At 75.8% G+C, this 15,111-nt stretch carries 15 protein-coding genes; 10 read left to right on the forward strand and 5 right to left on the reverse strand.

All coding sequences use genetic code 11. The annotated features are described in order from the left end of the window. Positions 1-50: 50 nt before the first annotated feature. Positions 51-1,118, forward strand: a complete 1,068-nt coding sequence (locus tag FVA95_RS11150; RefSeq protein ID WP_149664149.1) for a hypothetical protein — start codon at positions 51-53, stop codon at positions 1,116-1,118. A 64-nt stretch (positions 1,119-1,182) separates the two neighbouring features. On the opposite strand, the gene FVA95_RS11155 is transcribed toward FVA95_RS11150, so the two are convergent. From FVA95_RS11155 to pseB, 3 genes are read right to left on the reverse strand one after another with little or no spacing between them, the layout of a single operon-like run. After that, positions 1,183-2,583, reverse strand: coding sequence for a lipopolysaccharide biosynthesis protein (locus tag FVA95_RS11155; RefSeq protein ID WP_161992272.1), 1,401 nt, complete (start codon positions 2,581-2,583; stop codon positions 1,183-1,185). 16 nt (positions 2,584-2,599) lie between these two features. Further along, positions 2,600-3,730, reverse strand: coding sequence for a DegT/DnrJ/EryC1/StrS aminotransferase family protein (locus tag FVA95_RS11160; RefSeq protein WP_149664151.1), 1,131 nt, complete (start codon positions 3,728-3,730; stop codon positions 2,600-2,602). Between the two features lie 13 nt (positions 3,731-3,743). Further along, positions 3,744-4,727 carry a UDP-N-acetylglucosamine 4,6-dehydratase (inverting) gene (pseB, locus tag FVA95_RS11165; RefSeq protein WP_075309157.1) on the reverse strand — a complete coding sequence of 328 codons (984 nt, stop codon included), beginning with the start codon at positions 4,725-4,727 and terminating at the stop codon, positions 3,744-3,746. 39 nt (positions 4,728-4,766) lie between these two features. On the opposite strand from pseB, the gene FVA95_RS11170 reads away from it, so the two are divergent. From FVA95_RS11170 to FVA95_RS11205, 8 genes are all read left to right on the forward strand, one after another. Further along, entirely contained in the window at positions 4,767-5,531 is a 765-nt protein-coding gene (locus FVA95_RS11170) for a cytidylyltransferase domain-containing protein (protein ID WP_149664152.1), read from the forward strand. A gap of 5 nt (positions 5,532-5,536) precedes the next feature. After that, on the forward strand, positions 5,537-7,060 hold the full coding sequence (locus FVA95_RS11175; RefSeq protein WP_161992273.1) for a bifunctional UDP-2,4-diacetamido-2,4,6-trideoxy-beta-L-altropyranose hydrolase/GNAT family N-acetyltransferase: 1,524 nt from the start codon (positions 5,537-5,539) through the stop codon (positions 7,058-7,060). 68 nt (positions 7,061-7,128) lie between these two features. After that, the gene (locus FVA95_RS11180; RefSeq protein WP_149664153.1) at positions 7,129-7,707 is read left to right on the forward strand and encodes a biotin transporter BioY; all 579 of its coding nucleotides are present in this window, start codon (positions 7,129-7,131) and stop codon (positions 7,705-7,707) included. Then, positions 7,704-9,032, forward strand: coding sequence for a class I adenylate-forming enzyme family protein (locus FVA95_RS11185; RefSeq protein WP_240051415.1), 1,329 nt, complete (start codon positions 7,704-7,706; stop codon positions 9,030-9,032). The genes FVA95_RS11180 and FVA95_RS11185 overlap by 4 nt, the downstream gene beginning before the upstream one ends. Further along, a complete protein-coding gene (locus FVA95_RS11190; protein ID WP_149664154.1) occupies positions 9,029-10,168 on the forward strand; it encodes a thiolase family protein in 1,140 nt (379 codons plus the stop codon). Before FVA95_RS11185 ends, FVA95_RS11190 begins: the two co-directional genes overlap by 4 nt. Continuing rightward, on the forward strand, positions 10,165-10,842 hold the full coding sequence (locus FVA95_RS11195) for an energy-coupling factor ABC transporter ATP-binding protein (RefSeq protein ID WP_149664155.1): 678 nt from the start codon (positions 10,165-10,167) through the stop codon (positions 10,840-10,842). The genes FVA95_RS11190 and FVA95_RS11195 overlap by 4 nt, the downstream gene beginning before the upstream one ends. Beyond that, positions 10,839-11,468 carry an energy-coupling factor transporter transmembrane protein EcfT gene (locus FVA95_RS11200; RefSeq protein ID WP_149664156.1) on the forward strand — a complete coding sequence of 210 codons (630 nt, stop codon included), beginning with the start codon at positions 10,839-10,841 and terminating at the stop codon, positions 11,466-11,468. The genes FVA95_RS11195 and FVA95_RS11200 overlap by 4 nt, the downstream gene beginning before the upstream one ends. Next, entirely contained in the window at positions 11,465-12,319 is an 855-nt protein-coding gene (locus FVA95_RS11205) for an alpha/beta fold hydrolase (RefSeq protein WP_149664157.1), read from the forward strand. The genes FVA95_RS11200 and FVA95_RS11205 overlap by 4 nt, the downstream gene beginning before the upstream one ends. Here FVA95_RS11205 and FVA95_RS11210 read toward each other — a convergent pair. Further along, positions 12,297-12,752 carry an Rrf2 family transcriptional regulator gene (locus FVA95_RS11210; RefSeq protein WP_240051416.1) on the reverse strand — a complete coding sequence of 152 codons (456 nt, stop codon included), beginning with the start codon at positions 12,750-12,752 and terminating at the stop codon, positions 12,297-12,299. The two genes, FVA95_RS11205 and FVA95_RS11210, sit on opposite strands and share 23 nt — an antisense overlap. A gap of 161 nt (positions 12,753-12,913) precedes the next feature. Here FVA95_RS11210 and FVA95_RS11215 point away from each other — a divergent pair, with 161 nt between their 5' ends. Then, positions 12,914-14,038 carry an NADH:flavin oxidoreductase gene (locus FVA95_RS11215; protein ID WP_149664159.1) on the forward strand — a complete coding sequence of 375 codons (1,125 nt, stop codon included), beginning with the start codon at positions 12,914-12,916 and terminating at the stop codon, positions 14,036-14,038. Between the two features lie 9 nt (positions 14,039-14,047). Here FVA95_RS11215 and pseI read toward each other — a convergent pair whose 3' ends face one another. Further along, positions 14,048-15,106, reverse strand: coding sequence for a pseudaminic acid synthase (gene pseI, locus FVA95_RS11220; RefSeq protein WP_149664160.1), 1,059 nt, complete (start codon positions 15,104-15,106; stop codon positions 14,048-14,050). Positions 15,107-15,111 lie beyond the last annotated feature (5 nt).

Genomic DNA, 15,111 nt, shown 5'->3' on the forward strand with positions numbered 1-15,111 from the left:
ATCACCCGGCCTCACCGGCCACGACACCAGCCACGACCCGGAGCACGGCGATGGACATCCAGAACCACTACTACGGCCACTCGGCCGTCCTCGCCGCCTACGCCGGACTGTCCCGGCCCCGGCACATCGCCGGTCTGCTGCAGCACGGCTGGACCGCGGTCTCCCCCGTCGCCGCGCACTTCGCGGACTTCCCGAAGGTCGGCACCGACCCCCACAGGCGACGGCTGCTGGTGTGGTCGCACGGCTGCCGCGGCTGGTCCCCCGCCGACGAGGACCGCGAGACGACCCCGATCGGTGCCCCGGTGCTCTACCTGGAGGCGCTGCTGCGCGCGCAGGGCTGGACGCCGTCGGACCGGCTCGGGCCGGTGTTCGTCCCGTTCCACGGCACCCGGCTCGTCCGTGTGACCGGTGCGCACGCCGACCTCGCCCGTCAGGTCGCGAAGGTGGACGGTCCGTCGACGGTGTGCCTGCACCACGAGGACATGACCGACCCGGAGATCACCACCTCCTGGCGCGACGCCGGGCACACGCTGGTCACCGCCGGGCGGCGCGACGACCCGCACTTCCTGCTGCGGATCATGCACCTGGTCGGGAACGCGAGCCGGGTCTCGTCGAACCGGCTGTCGACGGCCGTGCTGTACGCGGCCGCCGTCGGCACCCCCGCCGGGGTGTGGGGTGACCCGCTGACGTTCGGGGCGCAGTCGTCGTCGGCGGTCGACGAGCTGCGCGCGACCTGGCCGGAGTTCCACACGGTCGATCCGACGGACGGGGCCCGCCCGGAGTCCGGCGCCGCGGAGGCCGACGCCGCCGCGACCGCGCTCGCCCGCCGCGAGCTCGGCGCCGAGCACCTGCTCGACCCGGACGCACTGCGCACCGTGCTCGGCTGGGGCCGCACCCCGAGCGTCGGGCCCGGCCTGCAGTACTACGCGGCGTCGCCGCTGGCGAAGGCCGCGATGGTGCTCGGGCTGACCCAGCGCTCCGCGGCGAGTACGCAGGCCATGTCGGCGGGCAGCTCGAACCCGCTGCTGTGGCTGCGCCACCCGCTGGCCGCGCTGCCGAGGCCGCTGCCGCGCGGACTGCCCACGCCGGTCGCGACCGAGGAGCCCCTCGACGCCTGACCATGATCGCCGGGAGCGGAGCGGAGGACGCAGCCGACTGCTCCCCGCGCTCCACTCCCGGCGATCATGACGGTCGGAAGATCCGGCGGACCAGCACCAGCAGGGCCACCCCGAGCAGCGCCGCCAGCACGAACCGCACCGACAGCCACAGCACGCCGTCGGACGGCAGCAGCACCCCGGCCCCGCACACGACGACGCCGACGGCCAGCGGCCCGGCCAGCACCGCCTCCCGCCAGCGGGTCGGTGACACCCGCCGACGCAGCAGCGACGTCCCGGCCGCCAGGGCCAGGTAGATCAGCGGGAACCCGGCGGCGACCGCGGTCAGCGACCCGGTCCGGGCGAGCAGCACCGCCGCGACCACCCCGAGCACCAGGCTGACCGGGCTCGCGAGGGCGAGCCCGCCGCTGCGGCCGGACGCGAACACCAGGTGCACGTTGGCCAGGTAGACGACGCTGACCACGGCGCCGAGCGTAGCGACCGCGGTGACCGGCACCAGCTGTTCGGGGGCGAACGAGGCCGGGGTGAGGATCCGCAGCAGGAACGGGGCGAGCAGCGCGACCCCGCCGGCCAGTGCGGCGGTGACGACGCCGACGTCGCGGGCGGTGCGTTCCAACGCGGCGCCGCGGGCCTCGGGAGCAGTCCGGTAGATGACCGGCGCCCAGGCGTTGTTCAGCGCGGAGACGATCATGGCGGGGGCGGAGCCGAGGAGCAGCGCGATCTGCATGCGGCCGCCGTCGGCGACCCCGAAGTACCGGCTCACGATCAGCACGAGCGCGTTCTGCACGAGCAGCAGCGCGACCAGGTGCGGGACGGCGGGCAGCCCGATCCGCAGCGCCCGGCCGAAGTCGCCCCGCGCGGTGTGCGGGCGGCCACCGCGCAGGGCCAGCGCGAGCCCGATCACCGCGGCCGCCAGGTAGCCGAGCAGCAGGCCGAACAGGTAGTCGTCGGCGTCGCTCGCCCGCCACGCGACGAGCGCGAGCCCGGCGAGCGGTCCGCCGAGCGTCGCCACCCCGGACATGACGACGAACGGCACCGGCCGGTCCTGCACCCGCAGGAACGCCTGGGCGTTGAGCACCACCACGAAGCCGGCGGCGGCGAGCCCGGCGAACACCAGCCCGGCCCGCCACGGCACCGACAGCACCGGCAGGCTCCACCACGGGCCGGCCAGCACCGCGAGCACGACCACCGCCAGCGACAGCGCGCTGCCCTGCAGCACCAGCGCCCGCGCTCCGTCGGTGCCCGAGCTCTCCAGGATCCCGTGCCGGGTGATCGACGACGCCAGGCCGAACCCGACGACCATCGCGCCGACCTGCACCAGGATGAGCCCGACGGCGACGACGCCGTACTCGGCGTCGCCGAGCAGCCGGGTCACGAACGGGGTGACGACGACGTTCGCCAGGATCGGGGCGACGCTGCCCAGGGTGTAGAGCGAGCCGCGCCCGAGCACCTCCCGGCTGGCGTCCACGGCGCTCACCCCGCGCTCACGCCGAGTGCCCGAGGAACTCCCGCACCAGGCCCGCGACCCGGTCGACGTCGGCGTCGGCGAGATCGGGGAACAGCGGCAGCGAGATCTGCTGGGAGTAGTACTCCTCGGCGTTCGGGCACAGGCCGCGGCGGTGGCCGAGGTCGGCGAAGACCGGGTGCCAGTAGGCGGGGATGTAGTTGACCTGTACCCCGATGCCGTGCTCGCGCAGGTGCTCGAACAGCGCGCGGCGGCGGCCGTCGAGCACGCGCAGCGGGTAGAGGTGCCAGGCGGGCTCGGCACCGTCGCGGCGGACCGGGGTGCGGACCTCGGGCACGTCGGCGAGCGCGGCGTCGTAGCGGGCGTGGATCTCCCTGCGCCGCGCGGTGAACGCGGCCAGCCGGGTGAGCTGGGAGGATCCGAGCGCGGCGAGCAGGTCGGGCAGCCGGTAGTTCAGCCCGAACGCGTGCACCTCCTGGTGCCACGGGCCCTCGTCGGGGAAGCGCTGCGCGTCCTTGTCGCGGACGAGGCCGTGGTTGCGGAACGACCGGGCACCCGCGACGAGGTCCGCGCGCGGGGACACGACCGCGCCGCCCTCGGCGGTGGTGAGGTTCTTGGTCGGGAAGAAGCTCAGCGTGGTCAGGTCGGCCAGGTCACCGACCGGGCGGCCGTGCCAGGTGCCGCCCACGGAGTGCGCGGCGTCCTCCAGCAGCAGGGCGCCGGCGTCGTGTGCCAGCGACCGCAGCGGTGCCGCGTCGATCGGGTGGCCGGCGTAGTCGACCCCGGCCACGACGGTGGTGTTCGGTGTCAGCGCGGCCTTCGCCGCGTCCGGGTCGAGGTTCCCGGTGTCCGGGCTGACGTCGGCGAACACGACGTTCGCGCCGAGCAGTGCCGCGGCGCTCGCCGTCGCGACGAAGGTCAGCGGGGCGACGACGACGTCCTGGCCCGGGCCGACCCCGGCCGCGGCGTAGGCGACGTGCAGCGCCGCGGTGCCGCTGGTCACGGCCACCGCCGGGTTCCCGCAGACGGCGGCGAGGTCGTCCTCGAACCGGGTCACGGCCGGGCCGGTGGTCAGCCAGTCGGTCCCCAGGACCGCCGTGACCGCCTCGACGTCGGCGGGGGAGATCGACTGCCGGCCGTACGGGAGCATCAGGCGCCGCCCATCAGTCGAGCGCCTCGACCATCGCGCGCAGCTGCTCGGGGGACAGCCACAGGTCGTTGGTGTCCGACCGGTAGGCCTGCCCGTCCGGGACCGGCTCGCCGTCGGCCGGGGAGGTGTAGCCCCAGCCGGCGATGTAGGGCTCGACGACGTAGCGGTCGGCCAGCTTGAGGGTCCGCCGCGAGTCGTCCGCGGCGATCATCTCCTCGTGCAGCTTCTCGCCCGGCCGGATCCCGATCTCGTGGGTCGCGGCGCCGGGGGCGATGGCCTCGGCGAGGTCGGTCATCCGCATCGACGGGATGCGCGGCACGTACAGCTCGCCGCCCTGCATCGCGTCGAAGGAGTCGATGACGAACTGCACCGCGTCCGGCAGGGTGATCCAGAACCGGGTCATCCGCTTGTCGGTGATCGGCAGCGACTGGCCGTCGGCGGCGAGCTTCTTGAACAGCGGGACGACCGACCCGCGGCTGCCGAGCACGTTGCCGTAGCGGACCACGGCGAACCGGGTCTCGTAGGCGGCGGCGTAGTGGTTCGCGCTCACGAACAGCCGGTCGGCGCACAGCTTGGTGGCGCCGTAGAGGTTGATCGGGCTCGACGCCTTGTCCGTGGACAGCGCGACGACCTTCTTCACCCCGGCGTCGATCGCGGCCTCGACGACGTTCTGCGAGCCCTCGACGTTGGTCCGGATGAACTCGAACGGGTTGTACTCGGCCGTGTCCACCTGCTTGAGCGCGGCGGCGTGCACGACGTAGTCGACGCCGTGCATCGCGCGGCGCAGGCGCGGCTGGTCCCGGACGTCACCGAGGAACCAGCGCAGCCGCGGGTCGTTGTCGAACAGCGACCGGCACTCGTACTGCTTGAGCTCGTCGCGCGAGAGGATCACCAGCCGGCGCGGCTCGTAACGGTCGAGCAGGGTGCGGACGAAGGCCTTCCCGAAGGACCCCGTCCCGCCCGTGACCAGGACCGACGAGCCCTTGAGTACCGACATCACGCCTCCAGATCTGCGGAATTTCGTCCGCCCGGCATGATGGCACGCGATCGATCGGACGAATCGAAGCAGGTACGGGTGCGGGTCAACGCGGTCATCCAGGCGCGGACGGGGTCGACGCGGCTCCCGGGCAAGGTGCTCACCGATCTCGGCGGCACACCGGTGCTCGACCGGGTGGTCGGGGCCGCCCGCGCCGCCTCCGGCGTCGACCGGGTCGTGGTCGCGACCTCGACCGCCCCGGGCGACGACGCCGTGGCCGAGCGCGCCGCGACGATCGGCGTCCCGGTGGTGCGCGGCTCCGAGGACGACGTGCTGGCCCGCTTCGTACAGGCCGTCGACGAGCACCCCTGCGACGCCGTGGTGCGCCTGACGGCGGACTGCCCGCTGCTCGACCCGGCGCTGGTGTCGCTGGTCGCCGCGACCTGGCGGTCCGCGCCGGAGCAGGACTACGTCGCCACCACCCTGGTGCGCACCCTGCCGCGCGGCCTGGACGTCGAGCTCGCCCGCGTCGACGCGCTGCGCGCGCTGGCCGGAACCGCGACCGGGTACGACCGGATCCACGTGACCTCCGGTCTCTACGGAGACCCGGATCGGTTCCGCTGCCTCGGGCTCGTCGTCGCCCCGGCTGCCGACGACCTGCGCGTCACCCTGGACACCGTCGACGACCTGCACGCCCTGACGGGGCTGGTCGAGGCCCTGGACGGGCGCACCGGGTGGCGGGCGGTCGTCGACGTGCTGCGGTCGCGGCCGGACCTGGTGGAGCGCAACGCGCACGTCCGTCAGAAGTCCCTCGCCGAGGGGTGAGCGGGATGCGTCTGCTGCTGCGCTGCGACGCCGGACCGTCGACGGGGGTGGGGCACGCGGTGCGGTGTGCCGCGGTCGCCGAGGCGGCGCTGCTGTCCGGGCACGAGGTGTTCTGGTCGGGCCGGCTCGACGGGCTGGGCTGGCTGTGGTCCGGGCTGGTCCGGGAGCCCGGCCCCGTCCTGCCCTCGGCCGACACCGCCGGCGGGCTCGCGGCGCTGGCCCGTGAGCACCGGATCGACGCCGTGCACGTCGACCACTACCTGCTCGGCGACGACCTGCGTCCGGCCCTGAACGCCGCCGGGGTCGTGCTGTCCACCGTGGAGGACTTCGCGACCGGCCGGCGTCCCGGTGACGTGGTGGTCGACCCGAACATGGGTGCCGAGGACCACCCCCGCCCCGACGACGGCTCCCCCCTCCTGCTCCGCGGCCCCGGCTACGCCCCGCTGCGGCTGACCGTCCGCCGTGCCCGCACCCGGCGGGCCCTGCGGGCCGCCGACGCCCCCGGCACCGGGCCGCCCCGTGTACTGGTCGTCATGGGCGGGACCGACGCCGCCGGACTGCTGCCCCAGGTGGTCGCCGCCCTCGCCGCCGCGGACGTCCCCGCCGAGGTCGACGTCGTCGTCCCCGGTGGACGGCCCCTCGACCTGCCCGCCGACGGGCCGGCGACGTTCCGGGCGGTGCCGCCGCTGCCCGACCTGCCCGCCGCGATGGCCGAAGCCGACCTCGTCGTCAGCGCGGCCGGGACGACGGTGTGGGAGCTGTGCTGCGTGGGTGTCCCGATGGCGCTGGTCCGGGCCGCGGACAACCAGACCGAGGGCTACCGGACCGTCGTCGACGCCGGGGCCGCCGCCGGGCTGGGCGGAACCGCGGACCTCGTCGACCCGGCCGCCGCCGCGGCCGTGCTGCGCTCCCTGCTGACCAGCCCGGGCGACCGCGCCACGCTCGCCGACCGGGCCGCGACCGTCGTCGACGGCGAGGGCGCGGGCCGGGTCGTCGACGCCGTGGCCACCGCGGTGGGCACGGCCGGCGGCCGGGAGGCACGCGTCGCCGCCGAGGGCAGGGTGCTCGCCCGGGTGGTCCGGCCCCGCCCCGCCCGTCCCGGCGACGCCGAGCTGCTCCTGGCCTGGCGCAACGACCCCGACACCCGTCGCTGGTCACGCAGCCACGACGCGGTCGACCTCGCCACCCACCGCCGCTGGCTCGCCGGCTCGCTGGATCGCGACGACCGGCTGCTCCTGGTCGTCGCCGACGCCCGGGGGCCGGTCGGCACCGTCCGCTGGGACCGGGACGGGAGCGGCTGGGAGGTCTCGATCACCGTCGCCCCGGAGCGCCGTGGCGAGGGGCTGGCCCTGCCCATGCTGCGGGCCGGGGAGGACGCGCTGCGGGCCCGGACCGGCGCCGGGACCGCGGTGACCGCCGTCGTACACACCCGCAACGACGCCTCTGCCCGGCTGTTCGCCCGCGCGGGCTACGGCGAGCCCGGCACCCCCGACGCCGACGGATTCCGGACACTCCATCGCGTGCTGTGAGCGCTCGGCGCCGTGACGCAACCCGCACGACGCACCTCCGGCACGCCGACGAGACCTACCCTTCGCGCGTGTCCGGATCCCGTCCCGCGCTCCCCGCGGCCGACCTCGCCCGCGTGGTCGTGTTCGCCGCGTTCATCGCCGTCCTCGGGCTGTTCCCCGGCTTCGCCGGAGTGGCCGGGGTGCCGATCGTCCTGCAGAACGTCGGCCCGGTCCTGGCCGGCGTCATCCTCGGGTGGCGGCTCGGCACGGCATCGGTCGCGCTGCTGCTGGTGCTCACCGCGGTCGGGCTGCCGCTGCTGTCCGGCGGCCGCAACGGCGCCGCGTTCTTCGGCCCCAGCGGCGGCTTCCTCGTCGGCTGGCTGCTGTCCGCGCTGGTCGCGGGCCTGATCGTGCAGCGGTTCCGGTCGCGGTCGCTGCCCGTGCTGCTGCTCGCCTGCCTGGCGGGGCTGCTCGCCGACTACGTGGTCGGCATGCCGTGGCTGGGCGTCTACATCGGCGACGTCACCGGCGGGATCGTGCAGTCCCTCGTCTTCGTGCCCGGTGACCTGATCAAGGTGGTGCTGGCCGCGCTGATCGCGTCGCTGGTGCACCGGGCCCTGCCGGACCTGCTGCCGGTCCGCCCTGCGTCCGAGTCCCGGGCCCGGTGAGCGGGGCCGGCATCGACGCCCCGGACGCCGACGACGACACGGCGCCCGTCGTCCCGGCACCCTGGCTGCCCCGGGGGCTGGCCGACGCCGTCGGAGCGGCCGGGGAACGGCTGTCCCGGCTCGGGGTGCGGAGCGGGCAGCGCGTCGTGCTCGACACCCCCACCCGGGCCCGCTGGGCGGTGCTGCCCTACCTGCTCGCCGCGGACCGGCTGGGCGCGGCGTCGCTGCTCGCCGACGCCGGCTGGACCGGCCGCGAACGCGACGCGGTGCTCGCCGACGCCGCGCCGCACCACGTCATCGGCACCGACGGGCGGGCCGAGACCGCCGACGGCGGACCGCGCACACCCGGGCTGTTCCTGCTCCCGACGACCTCGGGCAGCACCGGTGTCCCCTCCGTGCTGGCCCGCGACCGGCGTTCCTGGCGGATCGGGTTCGACATCCTCGGCGCGCTGCCCGGACCGGTCCTCGTGCCGGGGCCGCCGTCGTCGACGCTGTACCTGTTCGGGGCCCTGCACGCCCTGCACCACGGGCTGGGCCTGGTCACCCGCGGCCGGCTCGACCCGACCGACCTGCCCGACGGCGGCTCGGTCCATCTCGTCCCCGCCCAGCTCTCCGCGCTGCTCGACGAGCGCGAGCGCCGCCCGGGAGGCCCGGCACCGCAGGTCGTGGTGTGCGGCGGTGCGCACGTCGCGCCCGGGATACGGGAGCGGTGCGCGCGGCTGCTGCCCGGCACCACGCTGCTCGAGTACTACGGCTCGGCCGAGCACTCGCTGATCGCCACCCGCCGCGACGACGGCCCGCTGCGCCCGGTCGAGGGCGTGCACCTCACGGTGCGCGACGACGAGCTGTGGGTGGACAGCCCGCAGTCGGTGCGCGGCCGGTTCACCCGCGGCGAGCTGGTCCCGGCCGGTCCCGGTCCGACGACGGTCGGGGACCGCGCCGAGCTCACCGCCGACGGCGGCCTGACCGTCCTCGGCCGCGCCGCCACCACCATCTCCTCCGGCGGCACGCTGGTGGCCGCCGAGGAGGTCGAGCAGATCCTGCGCGGCGTGCCGGGCGTCGGTGACGTCGTCGTCGCCGGGACCCCGCACGCGTCGCTGGGGATGGTGGTCACCGCGGTCGTCGAGGCCGGTGACGGTGTCCCGGACCGTCGGGCGCTGCGCGCCGCGGCGCGGGCCGGGCTGTCCCCGGCGAAGCGGCCACGCCGGTGGCTGGTCACCCGGGCGCTCCCGCGGCTGGGTTCCGGCAAGCCCGCCCGCGCCGCCGTCGACGCCGCGCTGCGCGACGGGACCCTCGACGCGGTCCCGCTCGGGGGCCCGGAGTGACCGTCCCCGGCAGCGACACCCCGGCCGACACCCCGGTCGTCGTCGCCGCGCGGCGCACCCCGATCGGCACCGCGGGCGGCGCGCTGCGCGCGGTGACCGTCGACGCGCTCGCCGCACCCGTGCTCGCCGCACTGGCCGGGGCCCTCGGCGGCCCGGTCGACGACGTGCTGCTCGGCAACGTCTTCGGCCCCGGGGGCAACCCGGCCCGGGTCGCGGCGCTCGCCGCCGGGCTCGGCGACGAGGTGCCCGGCATGACCGTGGACCGGCAGTGCGCGAGCGGGCTGGCCGCGATCCTCACCGCGGCCGCGGGGATCCGTGCCGGCGACGGCATCGGCTACCTGGCAGGCGGTGCCGAGTCCCCGTCGACCGCACCCACCCGGACGTGGGCCGACGGCACTGTCTACACCCGAGCGCCGTTCGCCCCGGCCGGCGACCCGGACCCGGACATGGGCCCGGCCGCCGACGACGCGGCGGCCCGGGCGGGCCTGCCCCGCACCCGCCTCGACGCGTTCGCCGCCCGCAGCCACGCCCGCGCCGTCGACGCGCAGCGGGCCGGCCGCTTCGACGACGAGCTCGTCCCGGTCGACGGTGTCGGCGGGCCCCTCACCGCCGACGAGCGGCCCCGCGACCGCTACACCGCCGACCGTCTCGCCCGGTTCCGCCCCGCGTTCACCCCCGACGGCGTCCACACCGCCGCGAACTCCTGCGGGGTGAACGACGGGGCCGCCGCCGTCGCGCTGGTGCCGGAGTGGCGACGCCGGGAGCTGGGCGTGCCCGGCCTCGCGCTGGTCTCCGCCGCGACCCGCGGCTGCCCCCCGGCCGACCTCGGCCTCGGCGCCGTCCCCGCGCTCGCCGCGCTGCGCGACCGGCCGACGGCCCCGGACGCCGTCGAGTTCACCGAGGCGTTCGCCGGGCAGGCGCTGGCCTGTCTCGACGCGGCCGGGATAGACGAGCACCTGGCCGGCCAGGACGGCGGCGCGATCGCGCTCGGTCACCCGTGGGGCGCCTCGGGCGCGGTGCTGGTCGTGCGGCTGTTCCACCGGCTCGTCGTGCAGGGCAGCGGTGAGACCGGGATCGCCGCGCTGTCCTCCGGCGGCGGCCTCGGCGTCGCGACGAGCTGGCGGGTGGTCCGATGATCGAGTTCGCCGACGTCGGGCACCGCTACGGCGAGCGCACCGTCCTCGACGGCGTCACCCTCGCCCTCGCCGAGCCCCGGGTCGCGCTGGTCGGGGCGAACGGCTCCGGCAAGTCCACACTGGCCCGGACCGTGAACGGGCTCGTCGCACCGACCTCGGGCACCGTGCGCGTCGACGGCCGCGACCCGGCACGCGACGGCGCGGCCGTCCGCCGCCGGGTCGGGTTCGTCTTCTCCGACCCGGACTCCCAGATCGTCATGCCGACGGCCGGTGAGGACGTCGCGTTCTCGCTGCGCCGCACCGTGCGCGACCGCGCCGAGCGGGCCCGGCTCGCCGCGGAGACCCTCACCGGGTTCGGCCTGGGCGAGCACGTGGAGCACCCCGCGCACCAGCTCTCCGGTGGGCAGAAGCAGCTGCTCGCGCTGGCCTCGGTGCTGGTCCTCGACCCGGACGTGCTGGTCTGCGACGAGCCGACCACCCTGCTCGACCTGCGCAACAAGCGAGCCTTCGCCGAGCGGCTCGCCGGCCTGCGCCAGCAGGTCCTGCTCGCCACGCACGACCTGGACCTGCTCGACGACTTCGACCGCGTCGTCGTCCTCGACGGCGGGCGGGTCGTCGCCGACGACGAGCCCGGACCGGCCGTCGCGTACTACCGCAGGCTCTGCGGGTCGTGACCCCGCTGGGGCTCTACGCGCCCGGTGACAGCCTGCTGCACCGGGCGCCCGCCGGGCCGTCGCTGCTGGTGGTGCTGGCCCTCGCGATCGGGGCGGTGCTCACCGGGGACCCGCGGGTGCTCGGCGGGCTGTGCCTGGCCGTCGCCGCCGGCTACGTGGTGGCCCGGATCCCGTGGCACCGGGTCCGGCCGGTGCTGCGCACGCTGGTGCTGCTGGCCGTGCTGCTCGGCGTGGTCCAGTGGTGGCTGCTCGGTCCGGAGCGGACGCTGGTGATCGTGCTCCGGCTGCTCGCCGCGATGGGCGCGGCGACCCTGTTCACCCTCACCACCCGGGTGGACGACCTGGTCAGCGCGGTGGAACGCGGACTCGGCCCGCTGCGCCGGTTCGGTCTCGCACCCGAGCGCCTCGGCCTTCTCGTCGGATTGACGGTGCAGTCGATCGGAACCCTGTCCGGCATCGCGGGGCAGGTCCGGGCCGCGGCGAAGGCACGGGGGGCGGACCGGTCGCCGACCGCGTTCGCGGTGCCGTTCCTGGTGCGCACGCTGCGGCACGCCGACGCACTCGGGGAGGCACTGGCCGCACGCGGGTGGGGCGACGAGGACCCGCCGACCGAGAGGCGCCGATGACCGACCTGAGCGACCACGTGATCCCCCGTCCCGAGGGCGACCTGCACGTCCACCTCGCCGGCGACGCCGGCCCGCCGGTGCTGCTGCTCTCCGGCGCCGGCCTGGACAACGCGCTGCTCAGCTGGCGCCACCTGATCCCCGACCTCTCGCGCGACCACCGCGTCGTCGCCCCCGACTGGCCGAAGCAGGGGCGCAGCCGGCCGTGGCACGGCCGGGCGACCCACGAGGTTCTGCTGCGCACGGTCGTCGACGTGCTGGACGACCTCGGCATCGAGCGGATCGCCGTCGTCGGGCTGTCCCAGGGCGGCGCCCTCGCACTGGCGACCGCGATCGAGCACCCCGAGCGGGTGGAACGGGTCGTCGCGCTGGCCCCGGCCGGGACGCTGAGCTTCCCGCCCGGGCTGCACCAGCTGCTGTGGCTGACCGCGCGGGTGCCCCTGCTGTCGCGGACCCTGCCGAACCTGGCCTTCCGCAGCCGGGCCGCGGTCACCGCGTTCGCCCGCCGCGCCCTGTTCGGCGACGCCGGCCGCGTGCCCGACCTGGACGAGATCGTCGACGCCGTCCTCGCCGAGGCCCGGTCCGGGAACGCGGGCAGCTCGGACTGGCAGAACGGCTCGATCGGGTTCCGCCGGATGCGGGTCGACCTGCGCCCCCGGCTCTCGGAGATCCGCTGCCCCGCGCTGTTCGTGCAGGGCGACCGGGACGCCGGCGTCCCCGTGGCGACCACGCACGCGGCCACCGACGCCGTGCCCGGCGCCCGGTTCGTGCTGCTGCCCGGGCGGGGCCACTGGTCGAACCGGGAGTCCCCGGACGAGGTGAACGCCCTGGTCAGGGACTTCCTGGACCGCTAGCGCTCGCCAGGCCGCGCATCTCGCGCAGCGCGTCGGCCAGCGTCCGCCCCTCCAGCGACGCCTGCACCGCCTGCTCCACGTCGGCGGTCAGCCCGGCGAAGTACGCCGCGGCGTGCGGCGTGACCGGGCAGACGTGCTCGGTCTCCGGGCTGCACGCCCAGAGCGGCTTCTCCCCGACCGCGCAGCGGTGGATCTCGGCGAGGGTGATCTCCCCGGCCGGCCGGGCCAGCCGGGCACCACCGCTGCGCCCCCTCGTCGACTCGACCAGGCCCGCGGCCCCGAGCGGCACGAGCAGCCTGCGCACGAGGCTCGGGTTCGTCCCGAGGGCCTCGGCGAGCCGCCCGGAGCTGACCGTCGACCCGTCACCCTCCGCGGCCGCGGCGAGGTAGAGCATCGCCTGCAGGGCACGGGAGAACCGGATGTCCAGCACCACGTCACCTCCCCGGTCGGAGCCCCAGACTACCCGCCCGGACGAAAAGGCGATGGTCACTGTTGCAGTTCGCCGGCCCATCTGTATCTTTGACAGGAACCATTTGACGCCTCCGCCCGGACCCGCCGACGTGCCTGGACGGCTCATCCCTCCTGGAGTGCCTCGTGTCCACCCGCGCCGCACGGCTGCTCGGCCGTCCGTACTCGCTCGGCTCCGCGCAGCTGGCCAACCGCATCGTCATGGCCCCGATGACCCGGTACTTCTCCCCCGGTGGCGTCCCCGGCGACGACGTCGCGGCCTACTACGCCCGCCGGGCTGCCGCCGGGACCGGCCTGATCATCACCGAGGGGACCTACATCGACGACCCGTCCGCGGGCGACTCCGCCGACGTCCCGCGTTTCCACGGCGAGGCGTCGCTGGCCGGGTGGGCGAAGGTCGTCGAGGCGGTGCACGGCGCGGGCGGCCGGATCATGCCGCAGCTCTGGCACGTCGGCATCACCCGCGAGGCCGGGAAACCACCGTTCCCCGAGGCGCCGTCCGTCGGCCCGTCGGGCGTCGCGCTCGACGGCACCGAGGGCGCCGGGCAGGCGCTGGACCTCGCCGGGATCGACCGGATCGTCGGCGCGTTCGCCGAGGCCGCGGCGCAGGCCGAGCGGATCGGCTTCGACGGCGTCGAGCTGCACGGCGCGCACGGCTACCTGATCGACGAGTTCCTGTGGGAGCGCACCAACCGCCGCACCGACGGCTACGGCGGCGGCCGGGCCGAGCGCGCCCGCTTCGCCGCCGAGATCGTCGCCGCGGTCCGCGAGCGCGTCGCTCCCGACTACCCGGTCGTGTTCCGGTTCTCCCAGTGGAAGGGCGGCCACTACGACGCGCGTCTCGCCGCCACCCCCGACGAGCTGACCGAGGTGCTGACCCCGCTCGCCGACGCCGGGGTGACCGCGCTCCACGCGTCCGGGCGCCGCTACTGGGAGCCGGAGTTCCCCGACGCCGACGCCGAGCTCAACATCGCCGGGTGGGCCCGCAAGGTCACCGGGCTGCCGACGATCACCGTCGGCTCGGTCGGCCTGGACCAGGTCTTCGACCCGGCGATGTTCGCCGGCGGCGACGCCCATGCCGACGTGAGCGGCGTCGAGAAGCTCCTCGACCGGCTGGAGGACGACGAGTTCGACCTCGTCGCCGTCGGCCGGGCGCTGCTCGCCGACCCCGAGTGGGGCCGCAAGGTCCTCGAGGGCCGCGAGTCCGAGCTGGTGCCCTTCACCAAGGCGGCGCTGGGCACCCTGGACTGAGCGGTCCGCTCAGATCAGGTCCCAGGTCAGCGGGGTGCCGCGGGCGACGTCGCGGGTGAAGGTCCGGCCCAGGACGGTGCCGATCGTGTCGGTGTGCAGACCACCCGCCGGGCGGATCGACCGGACGTTGTCCGCGGTCACCTTCTCGCCCGCGGCGACGTCGGCGACCACCCACAGCGAGCGGCGCAGCGCGAGGGTGTCGCGCTCGGACTCGCGGGGGCCGAACCGGGCCGGGCCCATCGCGCGGCGCGCCACGTCGGTCTCGGTGACCAGCGACGCCAGCTCGGCGGGCTCCAGGGAGAAGTCGGAGTCGACGCCGCCGTCGTCACGCCGCAGCGTCACGTGCTTCTCGATCGCGACCGCGCCGAGCGCGACGGCGGCGACCGGCACCCCGATGCCCGGGGTGTGGTCGGACAGCCCGATCGGCACGCCGAACGCCTCGCGCAACGCCGGGATCGTCTGCAGGTTCGCGTCGACCGGGTCCGCCGGGTACGAGGCGGTGCAGGCCAGCAGCACGATCTGCGTCGCACCGCCCTCTCCGGCGGCGGCGACGGCGGCGTCGATCTCGGCCAGCGTCGCCATCCCGGTGGAGATCACCATCGGCTTGCCCGTCGCGGCCATCGCCCGGATCAGCGGCAGGTCGACCAGCTCGGCCGAGGCCACCTTGTACGCCGGCGCGTCGAGGGACTCCAGCAGCTCGATCGCCGTCGGGTCGAACGGGCTGGAGAACGGCACCAGGCCGTGCTCCCGCGCACGGGCGAACAGCGGCTCGTGCCACTCCCAGGGTGTGTGCGCCTGCTCGTAGAGCTGGTAGAGGTTCCGCCCGCCCCACAGACCGTGGTCGTCACGGATCCGGAAGGCCGGGCCGTCGGCGTCGATGGTGATCGTGTCGGCCCGGTAGGTCTGGAACTTCACCGCCTGCGCCCCGGTCCCGGCGATCGCGTCGACGATCTCCAGCGCCCGGTCCAGCGAGCCGTTGTGGTTGCCGGAGACCTCCGCGATGACGAACGGCCGTTCGCCGGGTCCCACGAGGTGGCCGCCGATCTCGATCGGGTCCGGGGTGCGCATGCGCG

Source organism: Pseudonocardia sp. EV170527-09 (assembly GCF_008369905.1).
GTDB lineage: Bacteria > Actinomycetota > Actinomycetes > Mycobacteriales > Pseudonocardiaceae > Pseudonocardia.